The following is a 25,785-nucleotide window of genomic DNA, read 5'->3' as shown; positions in this document are numbered from 1 at the left end:
GGATAAATCCTGCGACTGAATCAGTCGTTGAAATCTTCCCAGCCGCCCATTTGTTTCCAGCGATTGACGATGCCGCAGAACAGCTCGGCAGTCTTCTCGGTGTCGTAGCGAGCCGAGTGGGCCTCGCGACCGTCGAAGTCGATATCGGCAGCCTGGCACGCCTTGGCCAGGACCGTTTGACCATACGCCAGACCGGCCAGTGTCGCGGTGTCGAAGCTGGAGAACGGGTGAAACGGATTGCGCTTCATGTCCAGGCGCGCAACGGCGGCATTGAGGAAGCCCAGGTCAAAGCTGCTGTTATGGCCGACCAGGATCGCCCGTTTGCAGCCGTTGGCTTTCAGCGCCTTGCGTATGCCACGGAAGATGTCGGTCAGTGCCGCTTCTTCACTCACGGCCATGCGCAGTGGGTGATCGAGCTTGATCCCGGTGAACTCCAGCGCCGCGGCTTCGATGTTGGCGCCTTCGAACGGTTCTACACGGAAGAAATAGGTGTGATCGGGGTACACAAAACCTTTTTCGTCCATGCTGATGGTCGTGGCGGCAATTTCCAGCAAGGCGTCAGTGGCACAGTTGAAACCACCGGTTTCAACGTCGACGACAACGGGCAAGTATCCACGGAACCTGGCTGCCATCGGGTGACGTGAACCACCTCCGCCTGAACTTTCCTGTTCGTCGTCGAAATGGTCTTCACTCACGCGTGTTCCTCCAGCAGGCGCCAGCGCAGTTTTTCACCGGCGCGCAGCGGGATGACAGTCAGCTCGCCGAACGGCAGGCTGGTTGGGGCAGTCCATTCTTCGCGGACCAGGGTAATGCGGTCGGTGTTCGCCGGCAGGCCGTAGAAGCGCGGGCCGTTGAGGCTGGCGAAGGCTTCGAGCTTGTCCAGCGCATTACGCTGTTCAAAGGCTTCGGCGTACATCTCGATCGCGGCATAAGCGGTGTAGCAACCGGCACAGCCACACGCGGCTTCTTTGGCGTGTTGGGCGTGCGGAGCCGAGTCCGTGCCCAGGAAGAACTTCTCGCTGCCGCTGGTAGCGGCGTCAAGCAGGGCGACCTGATGCGTATTGCGCTTGAGAATCGGCAAGCAATAGAAGTGCGGACGAATCCCGCCCACCAGCATGTGGTTGCGGTTATACAGCAGGTGGTGAGCGGTGATGGTTGCGCCAACGTTGGCCGAAGCCTCGTTGACGAACTGCACGGCATCGCTGGTGGTGATGTGTTCGAACACCACTTTGAGCGTTGGGAAACGCTCCACGACCCGACGCATGTGCTCGTCGATGAAGATTTTTTCGCGGTCGAAGACATCGACGTCGCCGCGGGTGATTTCACCGTGAATCAACAAGGGCATCCCGACCTCGGCCATGGCCTCGATCGCGGGGAAGATCTTGTCGATGCTGGTAACACCGGAGTCCGAGTTGGTGGTCGCGCCAGCCGGATACAGCTTGGCGGCGTGAACGAAACCGCTGGCCTTGGCCTCGCGAATTTCATCGGGTGTAGTCCGGTCGGTCAGGTAGAGCACCATCAGCGGTTCGAAACGGCTGCCGGCCGGGCGCGCAGCGAGAATGCGCTGGCGATAGGCGTCGGCTTCAGCGGCGTTACGCACCGGTGGCACCAGGTTAGGCATGATGATCGCGCGACCAAAGGTGCGCGCGACATCCGCGACAGTATTGGGCAACACAGCACCATCGCGAAGATGAATATGCCAGTCGTCGGGACGCAGCAGGGTCAGGCGGTCGGACATTGGGGATTCCAGGCGGGTCAAACTCAAGGGAATGCTACCGGAAAAGACTCATCCAGGCACTCGCTATCAAGTTTTGCAGCAAGCTTCCGATATGACAAAGGTATGCCGTAATTATGTGTATCGGTCTTTTTGTTGTAGAAGCCAGTGGAGCCTCCCGTGCGCCAGCGTTATTTAGCCTTGCTCAGCGTGTTTGCCAGCCTTCCTGCGATGGCGCTCACTTTCCAGACGCGTCTGGAGAGCATCGAGTGGACGGTCGAAGGCGACAAGTTCGAATGTCGCCTGAGCCAGCCGATTACCGATTTCGGTTCGGGCGAGTTCGTGCGGCGCGCAGGCGAGCAGGCCACCTTTCGTCTGAAGGCCTACAACCCGATGATCAGCGGCGGCTCGGCGACGTTGCTGGCCGCCGCTGCGCCTTGGCAGCCGGGGCGCGGCGATATCAATCTGGGGGCGGTCAAGGTCGGCAGCGGTGATGTGCTGTTCAACAGCTCGCAGCTCCAGGCCGGACGCCTTATCGGCGGTTTGATGGACGGTCGCAGTCCGCTGATTCGCCATTATTCGCGCGATGGCGGTGTGTCGGAAGTCCGTTTGTTACCGGTCAGCTTCAGCAAGGCCTACGCCGATTATCAGGCGTGTGTCGCCAAGTTGCTGCCGATGAATTACGAGCAGGTTAAGCAGGCTGAGGTTGGTTTTCCGGGCGGTGGTATCGATCTGGACGCGCAGGCCAAGGCCAAGCTGCAGGTCATGCTGAACTTCATGAAGGCCGACCCGACGGTCAATCACATCGAACTCGACGGCCATTCCGATAACAGTGGCAATCGCCTGACCAACCGTGATCTGTCCCGGCGCAGGGCGTTGGCGGTGATGGACTTCTTCAAGGCCAATGGCATTCAGGAATCACAGATCACGATGCGTTTTCACGGCGAACGCTATCCGTTGGCCCCTAACACCAACACCGCCAATCGGGCCAGGAATCGCCGGGTCAACGTTCATCTTGAGCGCGTTGCACCCACCGATAAACCGGCTCCGCAAGTCAGCTCGGCAAGCAGTGCCGCGACGACCTCCTGAACCGGCTGAAATCGTCGCCCGCTCGACATAATCTGTCGCTTCGTCATCATAAGCTGTCGCGCCTCTGTAATTTATCCGCTCGCAGCGGTAGACTTCTCGGCTTTCCGTAGAACCCCGTGGAGTGATGGCATGGCGGACGTAAACAAGGTCGTTCTGGCGTATTCCGGCGGCCTGGACACTTCGGTGATCCTCAAGTGGCTGCAGGATACTTATAACTGTGAAGTGGTGACCTTTACCGCTGACCTGGGTCAGGGTGAAGAGGTCGAGCCGGCCCGCGCCAAGGCACAAGCCATGGGCGTAAAAGAAATCTACATCGACGATCTGCGCGAAGAATTCGTGCGTGATTTCGTTTTCCCGATGTTCCGTGCCAACACCGTTTACGAAGGCGAGTACCTGCTGGGTACTTCCATCGCTCGTCCGTTGATCGCCAAACGCCTGATCGAAATCGCCAACGAAACCGGCGCTGACGCCATTTCCCATGGCGCGACCGGCAAGGGCAACGACCAGGTTCGTTTTGAACTGGGTGCCTATGCACTCAAGCCTGGCGTGAAAGTGATCGCCCCTTGGCGCGAGTGGGACCTGCTGTCCCGCGAGAAGCTGATGGATTATGCGGCGAAGCACGCGATCCCGATCGAACGTCACGGCAAGAAAAAATCTCCGTACTCGATGGATGCCAACCTGCTGCACATTTCCTATGAAGGCGGCGTGCTGGAAGATACCTGGACCGAGCACGAAGAAGATATGTGGCGCTGGACCGTCTCCCCGGAGAACGCTCCCGACAAGCCGCAGTACCTGGAACTGACTTACCGCAACGGCGACATCGTTGCACTGGACGGCGTCGAAATGACTCCGGCTACGGTGCTGGCGACCCTGAACCGTATCGGTGGCGAGCACGGCATCGGCCGTCTGGACATCGTCGAGAACCGTTACGTCGGCATGAAGTCCCGTGGTTGCTACGAAACCCCAGGCGGCACCATCATGCTGCGTGCTCACCGGGCGATCGAGTCGATCACTCTGGACCGCGAAGTGGCTCACCTCAAAGACGAGCTGATGCCTAAATATGCCAGCCTGATCTACACCGGTTACTGGTGGAGCCCTGAGCGTCTGATGCTGCAACAGATGATCGATGCTTCCCAGGCGCATGTGAACGGTGTGGTTCGCCTGAAGCTGTACAAAGGCAACGTGATCGTCACCGGTCGCAAGTCTGACGAATCGTTGTTCGACGCCAACATTGCTACCTTCGAAGAAGATGGCGGCGCTTACAACCAGGCTGATGCAGCCGGCTTCATCAAGCTGAACGCTCTGCGTATGCGCATTGCCGCAAACAAAGGCCGCAAGCTGTTCTGATGTTGTTGGCATGATCAACGATTGTGGCCCCGTTTGTAACGGGGCCACAATGTGATCGAAGCATTCGTGTGTGGTTTGTCTCCTGAATCTGCGTCACCAGGTCCTGGTTGTTAACTTCCTGGATTGTCTGTACCCCCCTTCTGTTCTGTCTGTGTCTGTGTCAGTGCTGGCTGACGACGGTCACTGCCAAAGTACTCAAGTTATAACTCATGTAAAAAGACTCTTTGGGCTTCAGGAATCTTGCACCTGATTTTTTGAGTGCTCTTTCGTTAATCAAATGTTCCGACTCACCGCTTGTCAGGAAGACGATCACTTCACGGTCATGGTGTTTCCTTGAATAGAGCGCGTTCATCAAACTGCCGACATCTTTCTTTTTGCGAATCCATCGTGCATCAATGATCTGCATGCCATGTATCGACGCCGGTAAAGACACTGGCTGTTGGGTTGTAAGGTTCGTGATGAAGGTTATATAGGCGGGTGGAGCGGGCGTGCTCTGAAGCAGATAGTCGGGTTTATGTCCTTTGATTGAGTTGGGTTGATTCTCCTCTTCAGCGGGGTCGTTAAGAGCGGTGTTTCTGTTTTTTTCTGGTCGAGCAGCATCGTCGATGACTTTTACAAACTGTTTGCTCTTTTGAAAGTCAGAAGGTGCATACAGTGATTTGTAGTTAAAGTTGAGTGTGATAAAAAATAAAAAGAGCAGGTAAAAGGGGAAGCTGATCAGAAACCAGATGTACGTCTGGCGCTCCTCGTTGTCAAGAAAAGGCAGCGATACGGCTGCCGACGTTTCGGAGAGCGTCGCGAATATTGCAATGATGGTCATCGGGTTGGATATTTTTTTTTGAGTTTTTGTCATTTTGATTACTCGTTGAATAGTGATCTATAGTGAATTCCTTGTGGGTGAAAATGTTAAGTGGTTGTGGTGGTTCGGTATTGATTTATTGGTTTTTGTAAAGGGTTTGTGGGACGGTCGGCTTTGCAGTTTTATCACTATTTTTAACGGATCAATAGCCTTGTTTTAACGTGATTCATGTAAGCGGGTGAAAGCGGGTTGTTTTTTGATAATAGACGCATGTTTAATTAATGACCGGGATAGAGTGTGTATTGTCAGCTGGTTTCTTAGATGTCCACAGAAAAAATACCGGTGACCAGAGAGGGGGATGCCTCGAATAAACTTTAAGCGACATTGTTTTTTATGAAATCCTGTAGGGGGAATCCCTGTTGTTTGTAGGGATTGTCTCTCGGTGTAGGTGGTTGGGGTGGGCAGCATCCCAAGGTCGAAACGACTACGCTATTGTGCGGGCTCTAAAAATTCGAACAGCGAAATTGGACTTGCCCATGAATAAAGTGCTGATCGTGGATGATCACCCCGTCATTCGTCTTGCTGTACGTATGCTAATGGAGCGTCATGGCTACGAGGTCATTGCCGAAACGGACAATGGTGTCGATGCCTTGCAACTTGCCCGTGAACAGATGCCGGATATCGTGATACTGGATATCGGTATTCCGAAACTGGATGGCCTGGAAGTTATTGCGCGCTTGACCTCGACCACCATGCCTTTGAAAGTGCTGGTCTTGACGTCGCAGGCCCCCGGTCACTTTTCAATGCGTTGCATGCAGGCAGGGGCAGCCGGGTATGTCTGCAAACAGCAGGACCTCACCGAGTTGCTCAGTGCAATCAAGGCTGTATTGTCAGGGTATAGCTACTTTCCGAATCAGGCGTTGCACTCGGTTCGCTCAAGTTTGGGGAACGCGAGTGAAGCCGACATGGTGGATCGTCTGTCAGGAAGGGAGATGATGGTTTTACAACAGTTGGCCCGAGGAAAGACCAACAAGGAAATTGCCGATGGAATGTTCCTCAGCAACAAAACCGTGAGTACTTACAAAACGCGTCTGCTATTGAAGCTAAATGCCCGCTCGCTGGTAGACCTTATCGAGCTTGCGCAGCGTAATGGTCTGGTTTGAATCTCTCCGGGCGAGTAGTGCTTTGTGCATGGAAAGCGTCTGAAGGTAAGCGGAGTCTGATCGGATTTTGAGTCGCCGGATGGCTTGCCCTGATGTCTCCGCCGCGCCGGACTCATTGATGAATCAGAGAGCATTGCCCAGCGGTTGAGGGAGTGCTGAAAAGCCTCCATTTCGGGAGGCTTTCAGGTGTTAAAGGTCAAAGTCGTAATCGGCCAGTTGCTTTTGCAAGCGGCGCTCCTCCAGGAGATTATCGATGGTGCGACGTTTGCTCAGGTTGGTCTTTGCTACCTCTACCACAGGCTCGGCATCATCGGCCTCAACAGAGATGAAGTCGTCTTCTGTGTCCAGTTGTTCTTTGCCAGTGCTCATAAGGTTAACTCCAGGCTAAGAATGCCATTGGCGCTTCTTATATCGACATTCTCCCGGCGGGTAAAAAAGATTTTTTCAATCGGTAAATCAATAAATCTAATAGAACCTCAATCGTCGGAGGTCTTTTGCTTGTATTCGCACAGGTCTTCGATACGGCAGCTGCCACAACGGGGCTTGCGAGCCAGGCAAACGTAGCGTCCGTGGAGGATCAGCCAGTGATGGGAGTCGAGCAGATACTCCTTGGGAACAAACTTCATCAGTTTTTTTTCCACCTCGACGACATTCTTGCCTGGCGCTAACCCTGTGCGGTTGCTGACCCGGAAAATGTGCGTGTCGACGGCCATGGTCAGCTGACGAAAAGCCGTATTGAGCACCACGTTCGCGGTCTTTCTACCGACCCCGGGCAGCGCTTCCAGCTCCTCGCGGGTTTGCGGTACTTCACCGCCATGAAGCTCTACCAGCATTCGGCAGGTTTCTATGACGTTTTTTGCCTTGCTGTTGTACAGGCCTATGGTCTTGATGTACTCGGACAATCCTTCTACACCCAGCGCATACATCGCTGCCGGAGTATTGGCCACCGGAAACAGCTTGGCGGTGGCCTTATTGACGCCTACGTCCGTGGACTGCGCGGAAAGGATCACGGCGATCAGCAATTCGAAGGGCGACGAGTAGGCCAGTTCGGTTTTCGGTTCCGGATTGTCTTCGTGAAGCCGACGGAAAATTTCCAGGCGTTTTGCAGCATTCATGGGCAGAGCAGTTCCTTGAAGGCGGTCAGTGTGAGGTCGAGGCGCCAGGCCAGGCTTGTTTGGCGGCTATGAGCAGTCCCAGCAGGATAAATCCGCCGGGGGCGAGGATGGCCAGTCGTATGCCGCCATCAGCGGCAAACAGCCAGCCTTGCCCGCTGGAATCAATAATTCCGCTCAACCAGGACACATGGCTGGCGAATGACCCATTGCCAAGGGCTTCTCGCAACACGCCCAGTACAACCATCAGCCCAAAAAACAGGCTGGACAGGCGAGTCCGGTCGATCATGCTTGCCTGGGTAAAAAAGCCGCTGTACTCCAGCACAATGCACTGCAGGGCAATCAGTCCGGCATACATTCCCAGTTGCTGATGCAGTTCAAAGGCCCAGGCCTGTAATGCCAATGTTGCCAGGCTGGTCAATGTGGCGGCGAGTGCAATGCAGGTGATCAACTGCATGGACGGGACGATTCGCGGCCGCAATACACTCATCTTCAGGCCGTAAACACCAATGACCAGCAGCGATAACAGCGACAGACCCAAGGCTTTTACCAAGGAGTCACTGGCGCCGATCAACGGGGTCAATATCAGTGAGTTCTGCAGCATCGAGGACTGGTTCATTGTCCGCTCCCGATCAGTTGTGGCTGATGCTCGTCGAAATAGCGTAACGCATCATGGATCGCGCTGATCACCGCCCTGGAAGTGACGGTTGCGCCGATCAACTGGTCGAATTGCCCCTGATCTTTTTTCAGCGCCCAGCCACTGTCACCAGGGTCGTTGCGCGACTTGCCGAAAAAGCCCTGAAGCCAGGGATTGGGCTGGTCGGCGATTCTCCCGCCCAGCCCTGGTGTTTCCGATTGCTTGAGGGTTTTGACTCCCAGCAACTTGCCGTTGATGTCGATCACGATCAGCAGTTCGATCGCATTTTCGTAACCCGTCACCTGGCTGCGTAATATCACTGCACTGGGTTTTCCGCCTGCTGTGGCCAGGTAACCGCCCAGTAAGGTGCTGTTGCTCAGCGCGATATCCTTGAACGCGAGTGGCTGGTCCAAAGGCTGATTGTCGTAGCTGCCGACTGGCAGCATGTCGAACAGCTTGCGGCTTTCGATCAAGCGCTGTTCAGCCGATATCTGCGGCGCGGTGGCGTGTTGCAGGAAAAATGTAGCGCCTGCGCCCAATCCGGCCACGACCACCAGCATCAGCACACTGAAATTCCGCTTCATGGTGTACGAGGCTCTGGTTGTGCAGCAGCGAGGCGTTCCAGGGCCGGTACGCAGAGATTCATCAGCAGCACCGCAAAGGCCACCCCGTCGGGATAGCCGCCCCAGGTTCGAATCAGGTAGGTCAGCAGGCCGACGCCCGCGCCGAACATCAGGCGGGCTTTTGGACTTTTCGCTCCCGATACCGGTTCGGTCACGATAAAGAATGCCCCGAGCATGCTCGCACCCGTCAGCAAGTGAAAGAGCGGGGAGCCGTGGGAGTCCGAACCTGAGCCGTTCCAGCACAACAGGCTGATGACGAACAGACTGCCGAGCATGCCGACCGGCGCATGCCAGCTGAACACCCGCTGCTGTAACAGGAACGCGCCGCCGGCGAGGAAAGCCAGATTCACCCATTCGATACCTTTACCACCCATGTGGCCAAACGCCGGGTTGCCGGCGAAGAGTTCGTCCATGGTCAGGCTTTTGTTGATTCGCAGGCTATCCAGCGCCGTGGCCGTCACCCAGGCGTCGGGCTGCTCGGCACCGCTGAAATTGAAACCGAAAATCTGTTGCAGGCCGGCGAGCAGATTCATCCCGTGGGACGTCGGCCAGTGGGTCATCTGTCGCGGGAAACACACCAGTACCAGCGCAAAACCGAGCATGGCCGGATTGAACGGGTTTTTGCCAACGCCACCATAAAGGTGCTTGCCGAAAAACATCGCGAATGCCGCAGCGCTGACCGTCAACCACCATGGACAGTAAGGTGGTAACGCCAGTGCCAGCAAGGTGGCGCTGACCAACGCGCTGCCGTCGCTTAGCGCAGGCTTGAGCGGGTACTTGCGCAACCGCAACACCAGCGCTTCAACGGCTAACGCGCTGCCGCAGGCCAGCAGCAGATTGATCAGAACACCCCAGCCAGATAACCAGAACAACACCAGCATGCCCGGCACGGTGGCCAGTAACACCCGCTTCATCGCCTGTTGCAGGCGATCATCGACCGGTTCAAGGGGCGACATAGGCGTTTACCTGGCGCTCGGCTTCGCAGAGCCGTTCGCGGGCCTTGGCCAGGAGCTCCGCCGGTGTATCAGGGCCCCGCTCGAGCTTGCTGACATCGGCGCGGGCATAAGCCAGCTCGGTTTTCAGTTGCCGCAGTTGAGCGTCGATGGGACGTTTTTCGACGCGTACCAGGTCGGGTGCCGGTTTTTCGCTGGCTCCCTCGGCAGCGTGCAGCGCCTGCTCCGCTTGAGCGAGGGCCGCGCTGAGCGCTTCCAGTTGCTCGGCCGGTGCTTCGCTGGCCTGGGCTTTTTTCAGCTCGGCGCGACGCATCGCCAGCTGGATTTTCGCGCGTTTGAGTTCGGCATCGTTGGCCGGCGCCGTCGGTTGCACAGGTGCTGAGGGGACTGTGCTTTCGAGCTGCGTCAGAGCTTGCTCGGCGGCTTCGAATTGCTGCTGCAAAATGATCAGCTGCGACTGCTGTTCGAAGGTCGGAGGATGCCCAAAAGCTTTCAGCGATTTGTTCAGTTGCGCGCGGCTCATCGCCACATCGATCTTGGCCTTTTTCAGCGCGGCATCGGCGGCTGCGGCTTTTTGGGCCTGAACCCGGGCAATGGCGTCCTGCAGCGGGGTATTGCTGGCATCGCTGTGTTGAGCGGCTTTTTGCGCGCGGGCCAGTCGTTCGGCGTGCTTTTGCTCTTCCTCACGACGCAGGCGTGCATTGCGCTGTTCGAAGCGCTGCCTTGCGTGATCGCGTTTGGCGTTGCGTGCTTGCAGTTCTTCGGGCGTGAACGCCAGACCACCGATAATCGGCAGCACCTGGGTCGAGGGTAAAGGATGCATTTCGATGCAATCCACCGGGCAGGGTGCTACGCACAGATCGCAGCCGGTGCATTCGTCGATCAGCACCGTGTGCATCAGTTTTGCCGCGCCGACAATCGCGTCTATCGGGCAGGCCTGGATGCACTTGGTGCAGCCGATGCATTCGGCTTCACGGATAAATGCAATTTGCGCCGGTGCCGAGCCACGGCTGGTGTCCAGTTCCAACACCGGGATTTTCAGCAGTTCGGCCAACGCTGAAATGGTCTCGTTGCCGCCCGGCGGGCACTTGTTGATTGCCTCGCCATTGGCAATGCCTTCAGCGTAGGGCTTGCATCCGGGGTGGCCGCATTTGCCGCATTGGGTCTGCGGCAGGAGTGCGTCGATACGTTGAATCAGACTCATGTTTTGATCAGTCCGCTGAAGCCGAGAAATGCCACTGCGACCAGTCCGGCGCTGATCAGGTCGATCGGCAGGCCACGAAAGGGCAGGGGCACATCGTTATTGAGAATGCGCTGGCGCAGGTCGCTGAACAGACTCAGCACCAGCCAGAAACCCAGCCCGGCGCCAAGACATAGCGCTACGTGATAGCCAAAGCCTTTGTCACTCTGCATGCCGAACAGGCTCAGCCCCAGCACGCCAGCGTTGCCCAGCAACAACGGCCACAAGCCGTTGAACGGTAACTGCGGCAGGGCACGCGTCAGCAGATTCAGCAGCGGGGTAATCAGCAGTACGCTCAAGGGCAAAAACACAAACAGGTACAAGGACGTCAGCCCAAGCGGTATCAGCAACCAGTGATAGGCCGCGTAACCCGGAACGCCGCTGAGCAACATCAGGCAGGTGGTTGCAATGCCCAGGGCATGAACCTGACGACGTTCGATGGCAGGCTCACGCGTCGATTGCATCAACGGATCGACACCCAGCGGCCAGTGCACGATGAAGTTATTGATCAGGGCAGTGCTGATGAGCGTGAGCAGAATGTCGGTCATGGGCGTGCCGGGTTGAGCGAACGGGCCTGTGCATAAAGATTAGGCATTATCCGGCAAGCAGATATGAAAATCCCACCGCCGCGAGTCAACGCGACGGTGGGATCGGTTCAGTCAGGCAACTTACTTGATGCGCTGACCCGGCTTGGCGCCGCTGTCCGGGCTCAACAGGTAGATTTCTTCGCCGCCAGGGCCTGCCGCCATGACCATGCCTTCGGAGATCCCGAAACGCATTTTGCGTGGCTTGAGGTTGGCGATCATCATCGTCAGACGACCTTCAAGCTTGGCCGGGTCTGGATATGCGCTCTTGATGCCGGAGAACACGTTGCGTTGCTCGTCACCGATATCCAGGGTCAGGCGCAGCAGCTTGTCCGCGCCTTCCACGGCTTCGGCCTTGAGGATCAGCGCCACCCGCAGGTCAACTGCGGCAAAGGTATCGAACTCGATCTCTGGCGACAGCGGATCCTTGGCCAGTTCGCCATTCCCTTGTGGGGCGGCATCACCGGTGTCGGTCTGGCTGGCGGCCAGGTCTTCTTTCGAAGCGTCGGTCATGGCTTGCACCTTGACTGGGTCGATACGGGTCATCAGCGGTTTGAACTCGTTCAGTTGATGGTTGCTGAGCAGGGTCGCGTGATCGTTCCAGGTCAGCGGTGCGACGTTGAGGAACGCCTCGGCGTCGGCGGCGAGCAACGGCAGCACAGGCTTGAGGAAGATCACCAGTTGGCGGAACAGGTTGACGCCCAGGGCGCAGATCGCCTGGACTTCGTCTTGCTTGCCTTCCTGCTTGTTCAGCGACCATGGCGCCTTGTCGGCGATCCAGGCGTTGGCGCGGTCGGCCAGGCCCATGATTTCACGCATTGCACGGGCGAAGTCGCGAGCCTCGTAAGCCTCGGCGATGCTTGGCGCGGCGGCCAGGAACGCGTCGGTCAGTTCTGGCGCGGCATTACCGGCCACCAGCACGCCAGCGTTGCCTTTGTGAATGAAGCCGGCGCAGCGGCTGGCGATGTTGACGACTTTGCCGACCAGGTCGGAGTTGACCTTCTGTACGAAGTCTTCGAGGTTCAGGTCCAGGTCGTCGACACCACGGCCGAGCTTGGAGGCGTAGTAGTAACGCAGGTATTCCGGCGACAGGTGGTCCAGGTAGGTCCGGGCCTTGATGAAGGTGCCGCGGGATTTGGACATTTTCTGGCCATTGACGGTCAGGTAGCCGTGTACGTTGATACCGGTCGGCTTGCGGTAGCCCGCGCCTTCGAGCATGGCTGGCCAGAACAGCGCGTGGAAATTGACGATGTCCTTGCCGATGAAGTGGTACAGCTCGGCGGTAGAGTCCTTGGCCCAGTACGCGTCGAAATCCAGTTCAGGACGACGTGCGCAGAGGTTCTTGAAGCTCGCCATGTAGCCGATCGGCGCGTCCAGCCAGACATAGAAGTATTTGCCTGGCTCGTCCGGGATTTCGAAACCGAAGTACGGCGCATCGCGGGAGATGTCCCACTGTTGCAGGCCGACATCCAGCCATTCGGCGATCTTGTTCGCGACCGCGTCTTGCAGGGTGCCGCTGCGGGTCCATTCCTGCAGCATCTGCTGGAAGTCCGGCAGCTTGAAGAAGAAGTGTTGGGAATCCTTGAGCACCGGCGTGGCGCCCGAGATCGCCGACTTCGGATCTTTCAGGTCGGTCGGCGCGTAAGTGGCACCGCACTTTTCGCAGTTGTCGCCGTACTGGTCTTCAGTGCCGCACTTCGGGCAGGTGCCCTTGATGAAGCGGTCGGCCAGGAACATTTTCTTTTCCGGGTCGAAATACTGGGTGATCGAGCGCGTGGCGATGTGCCCGGCGTCACGCAGCTTCAGGTAGATCTGGCTCGACAGCTCACGGTTTTCTTCAGCGTGAGTGGAGTGGAAGTTGTCGAAGTCCACCAGGAACTCGGCAAAGTCGGCGCTGTGTTCAGCCTGGACGTTGGCGATCAGTTGTTCCGGGGTGATGCCTTCTTTTTCTGCGCGCAGCATGATGGCCGAACCGTGGGCGTCGTCCGCGCAGACATACGTGCATTGATTGCCGCGATGCTTCTGGAAGCGCACCCACATATCGGTCTGGATGTACTCAAGCATATGGCCAAGGTGGATTGAACCATTGGCATAGGGCAGGGCGCTGGTGACGAGGATCTTGCGTGGCTCGGACATGGGGCTCGGCTACTTGATGAAACGGAGGTCGGCCACTATAAAGCGCCGGCGCATATTTTTCACCCTTCAGGCCTGTTTCCGGATACATCGGCTGCGAATACCTGTGGCGAGGGAGCTTGCTCCCGCTGGGTGGCGAAGCCGCCCCTTATAAGGCGACGCCGAGCGGACAGCATCGCCGCGTCAATAAAATTACGGCTGCTGCGCACCCGAGCGGGAGCAAGCTCCCTCGCCACAAATGAGTGTCCGGCGTAGGATACCCGTCTGATTTTCCAGCCTTGTTATCGGAGTTGCCCATGAGCGCCGTCAATCGCGCAGCGGTGGAAGCCGTCCTTCGTCAGTACACCGACCCTTACCTGAACCAGGATCCGCTCAGCGCCGGTTGCCTGCGCAGCATCGACATCCAGGGTGACCGCGTCAGCGTTCAGCTGGAACTGGGCTACGCCGCCGGCCTGTTCAAGAGTGGCTGGGCGCAGATGCTGCAAATGGCTATCGAGGGCCTGGAGGGCGTGACCTCGGCCAAAGTCGAGATCAGCACCGTGATTGCCGCGCACAAGGCGCAGGCGCAGATTCCAGGCCTGGCCAACGTCAAGAACGTGGTCGCCGTGGCGTCCGGCAAGGGCGGCGTGGGCAAATCCACCACCGCCGCCAACCTCGCGTTGGCGCTGGCCCGTGAAGGCGCCAAGGTCGGGATCCTCGATGCCGATATCTACGGCCCGAGCCAGGGCATCATGTTCGGCATCCCGGAAGGCACCCGACCGAAGATCAAGGACCAGAAGTGGTTCGTGCCGATCGAGTCGCATGGCGTTGAAGTCATGTCCATGGCGTTTTTGACCGACGACAACACGCCGATGGTCTGGCGTGGCCCGATGGTCTCCGGCGCCTTGCTGCAACTGGTGACACAGACCGCCTGGAGCGATCTGGATTATCTGGTGATCGACATGCCGCCGGGTACCGGTGACATTCAGTTGACCCTGGCACAAAAAGTCCCGGTGGCGGGGGCGGTGATCGTCACCACGCCGCAGGATCTGGCATTGCTGGACGCCCGCAAAGGCGTGGAGATGTTCCGCAAGGTCAACATTCCAGTGCTAGGCGTGGTGGAAAACATGGCCGTGCACATCTGCTCCAACTGCGGTCATGCCGAGCACCTGTTCGGTGAAGGCGGCGGCGAGAAGCTGGCCAGTCAATATGGCGTCGAACTGCTGGCATCGCTGCCGTTGTCGATGTTGATCCGCGAGCAGGCTGACGGCGGTAAGCCAACGGTGATCGCCGAACCGGACAGCCAGATCGCCATGGTCTACCAGGAACTGGCCCGTCACGTCGGTGCGCGGATTGTCTTGCAGGAAGCCGCCACGCCAGCGATGCCGAATATCACCGTCAGTGACGATTGATTGGGTAAATGGAGGACCTGCTTTTGTGGCGAGGGGGCTTGCCCCCGTTGGGTGGCGAAGCCACCCCAATACTGGTCGGCGTTCTCTCCCTGTAAAAACGCGTCAACCGGTTTACGACTGCTTCGCAGCCGAACGGGGCGGTGCGGCGTTCCGACAAGCCCCCTCGCCACAGGGTTTTGTGCTGAACTTTAAATCCGCAAACCGCCATCCATTTCCAGGATCCGGCCGGTGTAGTAGTCGTTCTCGAAGATGTACGCCGCCGAATGGGCGATCTCTTCGGGCTTGCCCATGCGTTTGAGCGGAATCCCGGAGGTCATTTTCTCCAGGGCTTCAGGCTTCATGCTCAGGGTCATTTCGGTCTCGATGAAGCCCGGCGCAATACCGGCCACGCGAATGCCATGGCGCGCGAGTTCCTTGGCCCAGGTCACGGTGGCCGCAGCAACCCCGGCCTTGGCGGCGGAGTAGTTGGTCTGGCCGACGTTGCCGGCGCGGGAAATCGAGGAGATGTTGACGATCGCGCCGCCGGTCTTCAGCTCGATCATTTTCGCCGCCACTTCACGGGTGCAGAGGAACACGCCGGTCAGGTTGACGTCGATCACGGCCTGCCACTGGGCCAGGCTCATTTTGGTCATTTCGCCATCCTTGACCTTGATCAGCAGGCCATCGCGCAGAATCCCGGCGTTGTTGATCAGGCCGTGGATCGCGCCGAAGTCTTCGGCAACCTGGGCGACCATGTGCGTCACCTGTTCTTCATTGGCGACGTTGCACAGATAAGCGCGAGCTTCGACGCCGGCGGCTTTGCAGGCGGCGACGGCCTGGTCTAGCTTTTCCTGGTTGAGATCGACCAGTGCCAGTTTTGCGCCCTTGGCGGCGAAATACTCGGCCATCGAACGGCCTAAACCCTGGCAACCGCCGGTGATAATGATTACTTTGTCAGTGAGTTTCATTCGCATGCCCCAAATGGCAGGTCAGAGTGGTTTCCTTTTAGAGAGCCTCTCGATCTGCGCCTGATGTGGCCTGGCTGCACATGAGAACTGCCCCGATGGCGTTGCTGGAACTTTGTCCCAGGAGCCTGTCCGTTTTTTTGACGGATTCTATATAAGGAGTCATAAATTGAGCGTTGAAGCTGCCAAGCATGCCCGAGAATTGTTGCTCAAGGAATACCGCGGAGTGCTCTCGACGCACTCCAAGGCAATGCCCGGTTTCCCGTTCGGCTCAGTGGTTCCTTATTGCCTGGACGAGCAGGGCCGGCCGCTGATCCTGATCAGCCGGATCGCCCAGCACACCCACAATCTGCAAAAAGACCCCAAATGCTCATTGCTGGTGGGTGAGCGCGAGGCTGAAGACGTACAGGCCGTTGGTCGCCTGACCTACCTGGCCGAAGCGGAAAAAATTCAGGATCAGGCCGCCATCGATGCCGCCGCCGAGCGTTATTACCGCTATTTCCCGGATTCGCAGAATTATCACAAGGCGCATGATTTCGACTTCTGGGTACTCAAACCGATACGGCATCGTTACATCGGCGGTTTCGGTGCGATTCACTGGGTCGACCAATTGACCCTGGCCAACCCATTCGCCGGCAAGGCCGAAGCGAGCATGATCGAACACATGAACGCCGACCACGCCAAGGCCATCGCCCATTACGTCGAGCTGGCCGGCCTGCCGAAAACCGCACCCGCTCAGTTGGCGGGCATCGACGCCGAAGGCATGCACCTGCGCATTGGCCAGGGGCTGTACTGGTTACCGTTCCCGGAAGTGTGTAATACGCCGACACAAGTACGCGAAGCCTTGGTTTTATTGGCTCACGCCGAGCAATGGCCGAAAAATGCGACAGCCGACGCTTGAAATCACGAAACGGCGACGTCATCTACGTTCTACTTGCAAGGCATTCTTGCGTTGAGGAACCATTTGATGCGCCCTTTTTTGTTGCTCTTTCTGCTGTTCCCGGTGTTGGAGCTGTTCGTATTCGTCAAGGTCAGCGCGGCCATCGGGTTTTTCCCGGCACTGCTGCTGATTATTCTCGGCTCGATGTTCGGCGTGTTCGTGCTGCGCATCGCCGGCCTGGCTACCGCATTGCGTGCTCGTGAAAGCCTGAACCGCGGCGAGTTGCCTGCGCAGACCATGCTTGAAGGCCTGATGCTCGCCTTGGGCGGCGGTCTGTTGATCCTGCCAGGTTTCGTCAGCAGCGTGATCGGTCTGATCATGATCTTGCCGATCACCCGTCGGTTGCTGGCCAACGCGATGCGCAAGCGCGCCGAGGAGCAGGCAATTCGTCAGCGTGCCTTTGCCGATGATCTGCAACCGCGTGGCGGCCCGGCTCCGCGTCAACCGTTGGGCCGTGAACCGAACGTGATCGAGGGCGAGTTCGAGCACCGCGACTCCAAATAACTGTTTCATTGGCACGGCACCTTCAGGTGCCGTGTTCGTTTCTGTGGTCGGTGCCGTAAAAAATTTCACTGCCCAGCCCTTGTAATAAGCTTATGCGCCCTTATGTAACGGTCACCGCAAGGTTTCTGGTGAAGATCACCAGACAGACTTCCGCGGTTCGCTTGACGAGCCGCAACCGGCAACGCCGGAATTTAACCCGCCGGGATTACACCGGCCGCTGAAAACCACAATTAGGAGAGATCGACAATGAAGCTTCGTCCTCTGCATGACCGCGTCGTCATCCGTCGCAGCGAAGAAGAAAAGAAAACCGCTGGCGGTATCGTTCTGCCAGGTTCGGCTGCCGAAAAAGCCAACAGCGGTGAAGTCCTCGCTGTAGGTACCGGCCGCGTGCTGGACAACGGTGAAGTGCGTGCGCTGGCCGTGAAAGTGGGTGACAAGGTTGTTTTCGGCCCGTACTCCGGCAGCAACACTGTGAAAGTCGACGGTGAAGACCTGCTGGTAATGGCTGAGAACGAGATTCTCGCTGTTATCGAAGGCTGATTTGCGCTCAATTTCCCGCTACTACAAAAGTATTTAAGGAATATCGATCATGGCTGCTAAAGAAGTTAAATTCGGCGATTCCGCCCGTAAGAAAATGCTCGCCGGTGTCAACGTCCTGGCTGACGCAGTAAAAGCGACCCTGGGCCCTAAAGGCCGTAACGTGATCATCGAGAAGAGCTTCGGCGCTCCGACCATCACCAAGGACGGCGTTTCCGTAGCCAAAGAAATCGAACTGAAAGACCGTTTCGAAAACATGGGCGCGCAGCTGGTCAAAGACGTTGCCTCCCGTGCCAACGATGACGCAGGCGACGGCACCACCACCGCGACCGTTCTGGCTCAGTCGATCGTCAACGAAGGCCTGAAAGCCGTCGCTGCCGGCATGAACCCGATGGACCTGAAACGCGGTATCGACAAAGCGACCATCGCTATCGTCAAAGAGCTCAAAGCCCTGTCCAAGCCATGCGCTGACACCAAGGCAATCGCTCAGGTCGGCACCATCTCGGCCAACTCCGACAGCTCCATCGGCGACATCATTGCCGAAGCCATGGAAAAAGTCGGTAAAGAAGGCGTGATCACCGTTGAAGAAGGCTCGGGCCTGGAAAACGAACTGTCGGTTGTAGAAGGCATGCAGTTCGACCGTGGCTACCTGTCCCCGTACTTCGTCAACAAGCCAGAGACCATGACCGCCGAACTGGACGGTCCGCTGATCCTGCTGGTCGACAAAAAGATCTCGAACATCCGCGAAATGCTGCCAGTACTGGAAGCCGTTGCCAAAGCCGGCCGTCCTCTGCTGATCGTTGCCGAAGACGTTGAAGGCGAAGCCCTGGCGACTCTGGTTGTGAACAACATGCGCGGCATCGTTAAAGTGGCTGCCGTCAAAGCCCCGGGCTTCGGCGACCGTCGCAAGGCCATGCTGCAGGACATCGCTGTTCTGACTGGCGGTACCGTTATCTCCGAAGAGATCGGCCTGAGCCTGGAAAGCACCACCCTGGAACACCTGGGTAATGCCAAGCGCGTGATCCTGTCCAAAGAAAACACCACCATCATCGACGGTGCTGGCGTTGAGGCTGACATCCAGGCTCGCGTTGTGCAGATCCGTCAACAAGTGGCTGACACTTCGTCCGACTACGACCGTGAAAAACTGCAAGAGCGTCTGGCCAAGCTGTCCGGCGGCGTTGCAGTGATCAAGGTTGGCGCGGGTTCCGAAGTTGAAATGAAAGAGAAGAAAGCCCGCGTTGAAGACGCCCTGCACGCTACCCGTGCAGCCGTTGAAGAAGGCGTGGTACCTGGCGGTGGCGTGGCACTGGTTCGCGCTCTGCAAGCGATCTCCGAGCTGAAAGGCGACAACGATGACCAGAACGTCGGCATCCAGTTGCTGCGTCGCGCTGTTGAAGCGCCACTGCGCCAGATCGTTGCCAACTCCGGCGACGAGCCAAGCGTTGTAGTCGACAAGGTCAAGCAGGGCAAGGGTAACTATGGTTACAACGCTGCTACCGGCGAATACGGCGACATGATCGAAATGGGTATCCTGGACCCGGCTAAAGTGACTCGTTCGGCTCTGCAAGCGGCTTCGTCGATTGCCAGCCTGATGATCACCACCGAAGCCATGATCGCCGAGATCAAGGAAGACGCACCAGCTGGCGGCGGCATGCCAGACATGGGCGGTATGGGCGGCATGGGCGGCATGATGTAAGCCAGCCTTACCCTGTACGAAAAAACCCCGCTGGCGTAAGCCAGCGGGGTTTTTTATTTTCTGTGAAGATGATCGTTCCCACGCTCTGCGTGGGAATGCAGCCCGGGACGCTCTGCGTCCCTGACAGGGTTTGGATCAACAGATCTATCCCTGAGCCACTCTTGGCCTTAAGCTGCGCGGTCCAAGACGGCCGTAACTGTGTACGGAGCAAGTGCCCATGCGAATTCTATTGGTTGAAGACAACCGCGACATCCTCGCCAATCTGGCCGATTACCTGGGGCTTAAAGGCTATACCGTGGATTGCGCGCAGGACGGCTTGTCAGGCCTGCACCTGGCGGCCACCGAGCATTACGACCTGATCGTGCTCGACATCATGCTGCCCGGTATCGATGGTTACACCCTGTGCAAACGCCTGCGTGAAGATGCCCGGCGCGATACCCCGGTGATCATGCTGACCGCCCGTGACCAACTGGATGACCGGCTGCAGGGCTTCAAGTCCGGTGCCGATGATTACCTGGTCAAACCGTTTGCCCTGTCTGAACTGGCGGCGCGCATCGAGGCGGTCATGCGCCGTACCCAGGGTGGCGGTCGCCGAGCCCTGCAGGTTGGCGATCTGAGCTACGACCTCGACACGCTGGAAGTGACCCGCGAAGGTCGCCTGCTGAAACTCAACCCGGTAGGCCTCAAGCTGCTGGCGGTGTTGATGCAGAAAAGCCCGCACGTCTTGCGTCGCGAAATACTCGAAGAAGCCCTTTGGGGTGACGACTGTCCGGACAGCGACAGCCTGCGCAGTCACGTCCATCAGTTGCGTCAGGTGATCGACAAACCGTTCGCCAAACCCTTGCTGCAAACCGTGCACGGCGTCGGCTATCGCTTGGCCGAGGGGCGTGATGGAGTTTAAGCAGAGCCTTGCTCAGCGGATCATTATTGCCTTTGCCTTGATGAGTGCGTTGGTGGCGGGGGCATTCGCCATAGGCATCGTGGCGACCGTGCATCTGGTCGAAGAAAAGCTGATTTCAGCAGGCCTGGGTGGCGATTTACAGCGGTTGCTGTTGATGGACAGTATGGCCGACTGGAGTCATCGTCCCGAGCCCGATCAGTTGTTCTACTTCAGTGGCGGCCCTGGCGACTTTGACTTGCCCAGGGACCTGCGGCATCTGAATGCGGGCTTTCATGAAGTATTTCGCGAGCAACTGTCATACCACGCGCTCGTCGAGATCGTTGACGGCCGACGTTACGTCCTGCTGCAGGATCAAAGCGATTTCGAAGAGCGCGAGCGAGTGCTGTTTGCCGTGGTACTGGTGGGGTTTGTATTAAGTCTGGCATTGGCGGTGTTCCTCGGCTGGGTGCTCGCGCGCAAGGTCATGGCGCCGGTGGTCCGGCTGGCGCGCCAGGTGCGTCACCGCGATCAACTGCTCGGCCTGGCACCGCCCCTGGCGCCGGACTATGCCGCCGATGAAGTCGGTGAGCTGGCCGTCGCTTTCGACGCCACGCTGGGCCGATTGCGCCAGGCGCTGAGTCGCGAACGGCTGTTCACCAGCGACGTCAGTCACGAACTGCGCACCCCGTTGATGGTATTGGCCAGCTCCTGTGAGCTGTTGCTGGAGAACCCGGACCTCGATCAGCGCAGTCGCAACCAGGTCGAGCGGATCGCTCGTGCCTGTGAAGAGATGCGCGAACTGGTCCAGACCTTCCTGATGCTCGCCCGCGCCCAGCGCGAAGATGCCAGCATGTCGCCGCAACAGACCCTGGGGCAGGTGGCCGAGGACTTGCTCGGCCTGTGGCGCGAGCCGATCGAAGACAAGGGTCTCACGCTGTTTTATGAACCCGGCAACCCGACGGATACGCGCTATAACGCGACATTCCTGCACGCGGTCATGGGCAACCTGTTGCGTAATGCCTTGCACTACACCGACAGCGGGTTTATTCGCTTGACCATTCTGCCCTGCGGTTTTCTGGTCGAAGACAGCGGTGTCGGTATTCCCGAAGAGAAGCGTGAAGCGATGTTCGAGCCGTTTGTACGCGGTGGCGAGAAGCGTGGGGACGGGCTTGGGCTGGGCCTGTCGCTGGTGCAGAGAATTTGTGAAAACCAGGGCTGGAGCGTCAGTCTCAGCACCATGGAGCCCAACGGCTGCCGCTTTTATGTCGAGCTGGGCAAGCCGGACGCTTGATGCCACGGTCGCGACCACCGTAGAAGCGGAGTTCAAGCAGGCGGATTTTCGGGTTCAGGAACATTTGGACTGTATCCCGCTCTATGGCATGCGGCGCGTTTATATATTACGAAAGAGGTAGAAGGATGGCAGTTGAACAGGCATCGGAAATGGAAGTCGCTCCTGCAGACCGCTTCAATTATTTCTGGAATCAGCGCGGTGAATGGGTGGAAGAGCCCAACGTGCGGAGAGGCGGGGAAAGTGGCGTACAGCGGATTCGTGCCCCCCATGACCGGCTGCTCTATGCCAAGCGCCAGACAGGGCATATTTACCGTAGCTGGTTGCACCCGTTTGGTCGTCCGACGGTGTTACGTGAGCTTGATGCGCTGAACGGCCTCCGTTCGCTGAATGTTCGAGTGCCTGAGCTGGTGTTCTGTGGCGCCCAGCGTGATCCGGTGCATCAGTGGCGAGCGTTGTTGGTGACTGCCGCACTGGACGGCTTTGTCGAGATTGAAGACTGGTATGCCAGCGGTGGGCGCGAGCGCCATGGTGAGGCGTTGCATGAGCGGGTGCTGCAAGATCTGGCCGAGAACCTGGCGCGGATGCACAAGGGGCGCTGGCAGCATAGCTGCTTGTATATCAAGCATGTTTTTGTGCGCGTGACCGGTGAAGGTGACGCCGCCAGGGCCGAAGTGGCGTTACTCGATCTGGAGAAGTGCCGTCAGCGCCTGACTCGCCAGCAAGCGGCTTCGCATGACATGAAACAGCTGCGCCGCCACTCGTCGTGGGGCTCGGCGGATTGGGCGAAGCTCATCTATTTTTATAAGAAGGCGTTTGGCAGCTCTATCAAAGGTTTGTAGCGATGAAACTAGAAATTGCTAGGGGGCTATTTTTGGCAGGAGCCTTGGCAGTTGTTTCATTGGCGGTGGTCGGCCTGGAGCAGCCACGTACGCAAGTTCTCAGTGCAAAGAATGGCGGCGTGCATTGTCCGCTACCACGGACTACGAAGTCATCCACAGTGACCCACTCCGAAAATGATGAGTTGTTCTTGTTCATGCTTGGCATGACTCAGGGAATGAAACACCAGAGTTGAAACCTCTCGGCCCACATCAAAGGCCTCGCATGCGCGAGGCTTTTTGCTTTTGAGATGGCTCAACCGCCGTAACGCATAATCTCCTGCGCGGAGTCCGTATTTACGCTTTGTCGGGCTTGGCCAGCAGCGTGTAGATGCAGGGCAGCACGAACAGCGTGAACAGTGTCCCGATCGACATGCCCGTGGCGATCACCATCCCAATATCGTAGCGGCTGACGGCTCCCGCGCCAGTGGCGATGATCAACGGCACCATGCCGAAGACCATGGCGGCCGTGGTCATCAATACCGGACGCAGGCGAATGGCTGCCGCTTGCTCCACGGCTTCGCGGGGCGTCAGGCCCTTGTCCCTGCGCAACTGGTTGGCGAACTGGACGATCAGGATCCCGTGTTTGCTGATCAGTCCGATCAAGGTCACCAGCCCGACCTGGGTGTAGATGTTCATGCTCGACCAGCCCAGGAACAACGGGATCAGTGCACCGCAAATCGACAGTGGGACGGTCACCAGAATCACCAATGGATCGCGGAAACTTTCGAACTGCGCCGCCAGCACCAGGAAAATGATCGCCAGTGCCAAGGCAAAGGTCACCCACAAGGCGCTGCCTTCCTGAACGAACTGCCGCGAGGCGCCGCCGTAATCGAAAGCATAACCCGGTGGTGCTTCCTCCTTGGCGATCTGGCGCACGGTATCGATTGCCTCACCCATGCTGACCGTCGAAACGCCGGAAAGAATCGCTGAGTTGAGTTGCTGGAACTGATTCAGCTGTCGCGGTCGTGCGCGGTCACTGATGTTGATCAAGGTCGACAGGGGCAACAGTTCACCCTTGGTGTTTTTAACGTAGTAGCTGCTCAGCCACTCGGGATTGTCCCGGTAAGGCCGTTCGACCTGGGCGATGACCTTGTAACTGCGCCCCTCGATGGTGAAGCGGTTGATCTCGGCTTCTGCCAGCAACGTCGACAGTGTCACGCCCAGATCCTCCATCGAGACGCCCATTTGAGCGGCCTTGGCGCGGTCGATATCCACCACCACTTCGGGCTTGTCGAAGGCCAGGTCGATGTCGAGGAACGCGAACTTGCCGGACTCCAGGGCACGCTTCTTCACCCGATTGACCAGCTCCAGCAATGGCTCGTAGTCATTGGCGGTGTTGATCACAAACTGGAACGGCAAGCCTTCACCCGTGCCCGGAAGAGAGGGCAGGTTGAAGCCGAAGATTTGCAGGCCGGCGATGCTCGAAAGCTTTTGCTGCACCTCAGGCAGAATCTGCATCTGGGTTCGTTTGCGCTCATTCCAGGGTTTGAGCAGGAAACCGCCAATGCCTGACTGCACGCCGTTGAATCCGTTGATCTGGAAGGACGAGTAGTACTCGGGAAACACCTTGAATATCGCGAGGAATTCGTCGGTGTAGGTATTCAGGTAATCCAGGTTGGCCGTTTGCGGGGCGTTGGCCATCATGAAAATGACGCCCTGGTCTTCATCCGGTGCCAATTCCGACTTGGTGAACTTGAGCAGTACCGGGATCAGGCACAGCACGATCACGGCGAACACCAGCACCACCGGCCGGGTATTGAGCGTGCCGTGCAGGACACTTTGATAACGACGCTTGAGCCCTTCGAAAATCAGATCGAGGCGATGGGCCAAGCCGGACGGGTTTTCATCGTGACGCAAGAGCAGTGCGCACATCATCGGCGACAGAGTCAGGGCAACGATCCCGGAAATCACCACGGCGCCGGCCAGGGTCAGCGCGAACTCCTTGAACAGAGCACCGGTCAGGCCCGTCAGAAAACCGATGGGCGCATAGACCGCCGCCAGGGTGATGGTCATCGAGACCACCGGCATGGCGATTTCCCGGGCGCCTTCGAGGGCAGCGCTCAGCGGTGTTTTACCTTCTTCTATGTGTCGGTGAATGTTTTCGACCACGACGATGGCGTCGTCCACCACCAGGCCGATGGCCAGCACCATCGCCAGCAACGTCAGCAGGTTGATCGAGTAGCCCATCAGTTGCATGAAGAACATCACGCCGATCATCGACAGCGGAATGGTCACCACCGGGATCAATACCGAACGCAGCGCGCCAAGGAACAGGAACACCACGACAATCACGATCAGCACGGCTTCGAAGAGGGTTTTCACCACTTCGTTGATCGAGGCCTGAATGAACAACGTGGCGTCGTAGGCGATTTCAGCCTTGAGAGTGGGGGGCAACTGGGATTCCAGCTCCGGCATGAGCTTGCGCACTTCCTTGATCACGTCCAGCGGGTTGGCAGCTGGTGTGGCCTTGATCCCGATGTACACCGACGGCGTACCGCCAAAGGAGCTGACGGAGTTGTAGTTCTCGGCGCCCATTTCCACGCGCGCCACGTCGCTGAGCAGTACCCGGCTGTCGCCGTCGATTTTCAGCGGAATGGCGGCGAAGGCTTCGGCGCTCTTCAATTCGGTGTTGGCATTGATGCTGGTGACGACGTACTCACCTTTGACTTCACCGGCAGCGGACAGAAAGTTGTACTGGCGCACTGCGTTACCGACATCACTGGCGCTCAAGCCGAAACCGGCGAGTTTTACCGGGTCTAGCCAAAGGCGCATGGCAAACACCTGATTGCCAAGAATGGCGGCTTCAGCCATGCCGGGAAGGGTGGCGAGCTTGGGCTGGATCACCCGCGACAGGTAGTCGGTGATCTGCGGGTTGCTCAATTCCTTGCTGTAAAAACTCATGTACATCAGCGCCGAAGCACCTGCGGCCTCCTTGCTCAGTACCGGGTCTTCAGCATCTTTGGGCAGCTTGTTCTTGACCTCGTTGGCTTTGGCCAGCAGCTCGGTGAACAACCGGTCGCTGTTGGAGCCGATGCGTGCATAGATTGAAATCACCGAAAAGTTCTGGCGGCTGACCGACGTCATGTAGTCGATGCCTTCGGCACTGGCCAAGCTTTGCTGCAAGGGTTGGGTGATGTAGCCCTGAATGGTTTCGGCGTTGGCGCCGGGGTAGGCCGTGGTCACCGTGATCAGCGCGTTCTCCATTTGCGGATATTGGCGCAGCGGCAGTTTGCTCCAGGCCTGGAAACCCAACAGCACAATCAGCAGGCTGACCACGGTGGCGAGCACCGGGCGGCGAATGAACGGATCGGTAAAAGCCATGGGAATTCC

General features: G+C 58.0%; 25 protein-coding genes. 12 read left to right on the top strand and 13 right to left on the bottom strand.

The genetic code is table 11. The features are described from left to right. Positions 1-20 precede the first annotated feature (20 nt). Together rnt and pyrC are read right to left on the bottom strand one after the other, a co-directional pair. Complete coding sequence (rnt, locus tag AO353_RS04120; protein WP_054593807.1) at positions 21-695, bottom strand: ribonuclease T; 675 nt, start codon at positions 693-695, stop codon at positions 21-23. Further along, positions 692-1,738, bottom strand: a complete 1,047-nt coding sequence (gene pyrC, locus AO353_RS04115) for a dihydroorotase (protein WP_054593806.1) — start codon at positions 1,736-1,738, stop codon at positions 692-694. The genes rnt and pyrC overlap by 4 nt, the downstream gene beginning before the upstream one ends. Before the next feature lie 156 nt (positions 1,739-1,894). Here pyrC and AO353_RS04110 point away from each other — a divergent pair, with 156 nt between their 5' ends. Then, a complete protein-coding gene (locus AO353_RS04110) occupies positions 1,895-2,803 on the top strand; it encodes a flagellar protein MotY (protein ID WP_054593805.1) in 909 nt (302 codons plus the stop codon). Positions 2,804-2,932: 129 nt separating this feature from the next. Next, positions 2,933-4,150, top strand: coding sequence for an argininosuccinate synthase (locus AO353_RS04105; RefSeq protein WP_019693354.1), 1,218 nt, complete (start codon positions 2,933-2,935; stop codon positions 4,148-4,150). Positions 4,151-4,310: 160 nt separating this feature from the next. On the opposite strand, the gene AO353_RS04100 is transcribed toward AO353_RS04105, so the two are convergent. Next, positions 4,311-5,003, bottom strand: a complete 693-nt coding sequence (locus tag AO353_RS04100) for a hypothetical protein (RefSeq protein WP_054593804.1) — start codon at positions 5,001-5,003, stop codon at positions 4,311-4,313. Positions 5,004-5,485: 482 nt separating this feature from the next. Between AO353_RS04100 and AO353_RS04095 the strand changes: the two genes are divergently transcribed. After that, on the top strand, positions 5,486-6,112 hold the full coding sequence (locus AO353_RS04095; protein ID WP_054593803.1) for a response regulator transcription factor: 627 nt from the start codon (positions 5,486-5,488) through the stop codon (positions 6,110-6,112). Positions 6,113-6,301: 189 nt separating this feature from the next. Here AO353_RS04095 and AO353_RS04090 read toward each other — a convergent pair whose 3' ends face one another. The 8 genes from AO353_RS04090 to metG form a co-directional block, all read right to left on the bottom strand. After that, on the bottom strand, positions 6,302-6,481 hold the full coding sequence (locus AO353_RS04090) for a PA3496 family putative envelope integrity protein (RefSeq protein WP_019693351.1): 180 nt from the start codon (positions 6,479-6,481) through the stop codon (positions 6,302-6,304). Between the two features lie 107 nt (positions 6,482-6,588). After that, positions 6,589-7,227 (bottom strand): endonuclease III, encoded by a 639-nt coding sequence (nth, locus tag AO353_RS04085; protein WP_054593802.1) that lies wholly within the window; start codon positions 7,225-7,227, stop codon positions 6,589-6,591. A gap of 25 nt (positions 7,228-7,252) precedes the next feature. Continuing rightward, a complete protein-coding gene (locus AO353_RS04080) occupies positions 7,253-7,843 on the bottom strand; it encodes an Rnf-Nqr domain containing protein (protein ID WP_054593801.1) in 591 nt (196 codons plus the stop codon). Beyond that, entirely contained in the window at positions 7,840-8,445 is a 606-nt protein-coding gene (locus AO353_RS04075) for an RnfABCDGE type electron transport complex subunit G (protein ID WP_054593800.1), read from the bottom strand. The genes AO353_RS04080 and AO353_RS04075 overlap by 4 nt, the downstream gene beginning before the upstream one ends. After that, on the bottom strand, positions 8,442-9,440 hold the full coding sequence (locus AO353_RS04070; RefSeq protein ID WP_054593799.1) for an RnfABCDGE type electron transport complex subunit D: 999 nt from the start codon (positions 9,438-9,440) through the stop codon (positions 8,442-8,444). Before AO353_RS04070 ends, AO353_RS04075 begins: the two co-directional genes overlap by 4 nt. Next, positions 9,427-10,641: an electron transport complex subunit RsxB gene (gene rsxB, locus AO353_RS04065; protein ID WP_054593798.1), complete on the bottom strand. Its 1,215-nt coding sequence runs from the start codon at positions 10,639-10,641 to the stop codon at positions 9,427-9,429. Before rsxB ends, AO353_RS04070 begins: the two co-directional genes overlap by 14 nt. Then, complete coding sequence (locus AO353_RS04060) at positions 10,638-11,225, bottom strand: Rnf-Nqr domain containing protein (RefSeq protein WP_054593797.1); 588 nt, start codon at positions 11,223-11,225, stop codon at positions 10,638-10,640. The genes rsxB and AO353_RS04060 overlap by 4 nt, the downstream gene beginning before the upstream one ends. 120 nt (positions 11,226-11,345) lie before the next feature. Next, on the bottom strand, positions 11,346-13,397 hold the full coding sequence (gene metG / locus AO353_RS04055) for a methionine--tRNA ligase (protein ID WP_054593796.1): 2,052 nt from the start codon (positions 13,395-13,397) through the stop codon (positions 11,346-11,348). Between the two features lie 293 nt (positions 13,398-13,690). Between metG and apbC the strand changes: the two genes are divergently transcribed. Further along, complete coding sequence (gene apbC / locus AO353_RS04050) at positions 13,691-14,785, top strand: iron-sulfur cluster carrier protein ApbC (protein WP_054593795.1); 1,095 nt, start codon at positions 13,691-13,693, stop codon at positions 14,783-14,785. 188 nt (positions 14,786-14,973) lie between these two features. On the opposite strand, the gene AO353_RS04045 is transcribed toward apbC, so the two are convergent. After that, positions 14,974-15,732, bottom strand: a complete 759-nt coding sequence (locus tag AO353_RS04045) for an SDR family oxidoreductase (protein ID WP_054593794.1) — start codon at positions 15,730-15,732, stop codon at positions 14,974-14,976. A gap of 166 nt (positions 15,733-15,898) precedes the next feature. On the opposite strand from AO353_RS04045, the gene AO353_RS04040 reads away from it, so the two are divergent. The 8 genes from AO353_RS04040 to AO353_RS04005 all read left to right on the top strand — a co-directional run bounded on the left by AO353_RS04040 (position 15,899) and on the right by AO353_RS04005 (position 22,649). Further along, positions 15,899-16,630, top strand: coding sequence for a HugZ family protein (locus tag AO353_RS04040; protein ID WP_054593793.1), 732 nt, complete (start codon positions 15,899-15,901; stop codon positions 16,628-16,630). Between the two features lie 66 nt (positions 16,631-16,696). After that, complete coding sequence (locus tag AO353_RS04035) at positions 16,697-17,173, top strand: FxsA family protein (RefSeq protein WP_054593792.1); 477 nt, start codon at positions 16,697-16,699, stop codon at positions 17,171-17,173. A gap of 246 nt (positions 17,174-17,419) precedes the next feature. Further along, positions 17,420-17,713 carry a co-chaperone GroES gene (locus tag AO353_RS04030; protein WP_008032125.1) on the top strand — a complete coding sequence of 98 codons (294 nt, stop codon included), beginning with the start codon at positions 17,420-17,422 and terminating at the stop codon, positions 17,711-17,713. A 49-nt stretch (positions 17,714-17,762) separates the two neighbouring features. Further along, positions 17,763-19,406, top strand: coding sequence for a chaperonin GroEL (gene groL / locus AO353_RS04025; RefSeq protein WP_054593791.1), 1,644 nt, complete (start codon positions 17,763-17,765; stop codon positions 19,404-19,406). A gap of 217 nt (positions 19,407-19,623) precedes the next feature. Then, a complete protein-coding gene (gene colR, locus AO353_RS04020; RefSeq protein WP_054593790.1) occupies positions 19,624-20,307 on the top strand; it encodes a two-component system response regulator ColR in 684 nt (227 codons plus the stop codon). Next, positions 20,297-21,577 carry a sensor histidine kinase gene (locus AO353_RS04015; RefSeq protein WP_054593789.1) on the top strand — a complete coding sequence of 427 codons (1,281 nt, stop codon included), beginning with the start codon at positions 20,297-20,299 and terminating at the stop codon, positions 21,575-21,577. Before colR ends, AO353_RS04015 begins: the two co-directional genes overlap by 11 nt. A gap of 125 nt (positions 21,578-21,702) precedes the next feature. Then, entirely contained in the window at positions 21,703-22,416 is a 714-nt protein-coding gene (locus tag AO353_RS04010; RefSeq protein WP_054593788.1) for a lipopolysaccharide kinase InaA family protein, read from the top strand. A 2-nt stretch (positions 22,417-22,418) separates the two neighbouring features. After that, entirely contained in the window at positions 22,419-22,649 is a 231-nt protein-coding gene (locus AO353_RS04005; RefSeq protein WP_054593787.1) for a hypothetical protein, read from the top strand. Between the two features lie 100 nt (positions 22,650-22,749). Here AO353_RS04005 and AO353_RS04000 read toward each other — a convergent pair whose 3' ends face one another. Beyond that, positions 22,750-25,776, bottom strand: coding sequence for a multidrug efflux RND transporter permease subunit (locus AO353_RS04000; protein WP_054593786.1), 3,027 nt, complete (start codon positions 25,774-25,776; stop codon positions 22,750-22,752). Between the last annotated feature and the right edge of the window lie 9 nt (positions 25,777-25,785).

The sequence above is a fragment of the Pseudomonas fluorescens genome (assembly GCF_001307155.1).
Taxonomy (GTDB): Bacteria; Pseudomonadota; Gammaproteobacteria; order Pseudomonadales; family Pseudomonadaceae; genus Aquipseudomonas; species Aquipseudomonas helvetica.
This window is presented reverse-complemented; position numbering and strand designations above follow the sequence as displayed.